This window comes from Sphingobium subterraneum (genome assembly GCF_014199435.1).
In the GTDB taxonomy this organism is placed as follows: Bacteria; Pseudomonadota; Alphaproteobacteria; order Sphingomonadales; family Sphingomonadaceae; genus Sphingobium; species Sphingobium subterraneum.
Window position 1 is genome coordinate 1 of record NZ_JACIJP010000025.1, and the last position, 2,568, is coordinate 2,568.

The 2,568-nt window shown below is 58.6% G+C and carries 1 protein-coding gene; it reads left to right on the forward strand.

Features of this window, described 5'->3' with window-relative positions; genetic code table 11:
- The first annotated feature begins 621 nt into the window (after positions 1 to 621).
- Positions 622 to 2,544, forward strand: coding sequence for a reverse transcriptase domain-containing protein (locus FHS92_RS17995; protein WP_024018999.1), 1,923 nt, complete (start codon positions 622 to 624; stop codon positions 2,542 to 2,544).
- Positions 2,545 to 2,568: the final 24 nt, after the last annotated feature.

Here is a 2,568-nt window from a genome sequence, read left to right on the forward strand (position 1 = left end):
TACAAGGATAGTGCGCCGTTGCGGCGCTGAAATGGAGTATCAGTGATGATGAGGTAAGTTGAGAATGCCTCTGCTCGCCGGACTAACCTCGGGCCTCACAAGGTCTGAAATCCCGAAAGGGACGGGGAACAATAGCATGTTCGGAAAAGGCCAGATGCGTCTTAGTCGCAAATGGAGGCGATGACGGTCAGGGCAAGGTGCGTATGGTGAAGGCTACACTGCTTAAATCCCAGTCTGCAGCAATCTATATAGCGATACTGGCGAAAGCGACTGTCACGCCAGGTCCGGATGATGACAGCGGTCTCATGTCTTGGCCGCCTGTTTCTCAGCCCATCCGGTGCGCCTCTCGTCGAGGGGTTTAGTGGACGAACGGGACACCTAACCGCGCCGCATCTCCATTCAGCGTAACTACGGGATGCCCTAAACAGGCGGCTTCTGCCGGCCTGCATGGGTACGGAGCCGCCATATTACTCAAATGCCCGGGGTAATGCCCGGGACATCGACCTCTTCGGAGGCGGCGGTGCAACTGTATAAGGTCTCGAGCGATCGGGCCGAAAGCGGGGAAGACCGGGGGAAGGGCGGCAGCTGTGATTCTTCAACCACCGATCATGGGGTGTGCTGATGCTGCCAGAAACTGTGAAAGGCCGGTTGGAGGCCATTCCGGCGCTCGTTGCGTCGGGCAAAAGGGTGAATGGACTCTATCGTCTGATGGGGTCTCGCCTCCTTTGGGAGGAGGGGCTCCAGAAGATCGGATCCAACAAGGGTGCGATGACGCCGGGTATTGACGGCGAGACCTTCGCGGACTTCGGACCGGAAGACCTCGACCCGATTATCGCCAGCGTGACGGCAGGGACCTATGATCCCAAACCAGTGCGTCGGGTGTTTATCCCGAAAGGCAAGGGCAAACGGCGTCCGCTGGGCATTCCCACGCGCGACGACCGCCTCGTTCAGGAAGTGGCGCGGCAACTGCTCGAACGGATCTATGAACCGGTGTTCTCGAACGCCTCCCATGGATTCCGGCCGGGCCGGTCGTGTCATACGGCGCTTGAACACGTCAAAGCCGTATGGACGGGGGTGAAATGGCTCGTAGATGTGGATGTCGCGGGGTTCTTCGAGAACATCGACCACGACATCCTCCTGCGGCTGTTGCGGAAAAGGATCGATGACGAGAAATTCATCGGCTTGATCGGCAGCATGCTTAAGGCGGGTGTTATGGAAGACCGGGTTCACACCCGGACCTACAGCGGCACTCCGCAGGGCGGTATCGTCTCTCCAATCTTGGCCAACATCTACCTCCATGAACTCGATATGTTCATGGCGGAACGGATCGCGGCTTTCGAGAGGGGGAAGGTCCGTGCCACGAACCCGGAATATGGGCGACTGGCTGGGCGCATCCAGAAACAACGGAAGCGCGTCACCATGCTGCGGGCCAAAGACAATGTCGACGAGGTGAAGGTTGCGGCCTCCTTGGCCAAAATCCAAACCTTACTGCCGCAAAAGCGGTCCATCCCGTCGAGAGACGCGATGGACCCCGGTTATCGCCGACTTCGTTACTGTCGCTACGCGGACGACTTCATGATTGGGGTTATCGGTAGCAAGGAGGATGCACGAAGCGTGTTCGCCGAAGTCAGGGCATTCCTGACCGAGGCGCTGGCGCTCACGGTGTCCGAGGAGAAAAGCGGTATCCGCAAGGCGAGCGATGGAGCCGCCTTCCTTGGATATGAGGTCCGCACATATACGACACGCCAACGGGTTGTCCGGAGCCGACAAGGTTCCGTCAGCTTCCTTCGTAGGCCGCCGTCGGAAGTGATGCAGCTGCATGTCCCTTGGGAGAAGGTCCACGCGTTCGCTTCTGCAAAAGGTTATGGTGATCTGTCGGTGTTGAAGCCGCGTCATCGTAGCCTGCTGCTCAGCTGCAGCGACGTTGAGATCGTCCTAGCTTACAACGCCGAATTGCGGGGTTTTGCGAACTACTATGCTCTCGCCAAGGATGTGAGCTTCAAGCTGAACAGGCTTGAGTTTCTCCAGCGGTGGAGCTTGTTCAAGACCTTGGCCAGCAAGCACAAAACCAATGTGCGAGCGGTCGTGGCCCGCATGAGGACGGGGCAGGAATTCACCATCGGCTACGACGTCGATGGCCAGCCCCGATCGGTCAAAGTCTGGAAACTGGCTCATCTGAAACGTGATCCGGCCACCTCGTCCAGGATTGATATCCAGCCTTGGACGCAGGTGTTCACCCACTCACGTACGGACTGGGTTGATCGTCAGAATGCCAAGCAATGCGAGGCTTGCGGTCGATCCGATGTTCCGTGTCAGGTGCACCATATCCGGGGGATGGCCGATGTTTCGCACCGCGGTTTTGTCGTGAGAATGAAGGTGGCACGCGCCCGCAGGACGGTGGTCCTGTGCGAGCAATGCCACTGGGATACTCACAGAGGCCGCCTGCCCGATCTACGGCAAAGTGATGGTTCGTCACAGTGGAGAGCCGCATGCGGTGAAAGCTGCACGTGCGGTTCGGCGGGGGGATCAGGGCTGACTCCATGAGCAGCACCAATCCTACCCGACTGA

Bases quoted from the DNA above. Each gene is read 5' to 3' on its own strand.
- FHS92_RS17995 (WP_024018999.1), top strand. From the start codon at position 622: ATGCTGCCAGAAACTGTGAAAGGCCGGTTGGAGGCCATTCCGGCGCTC.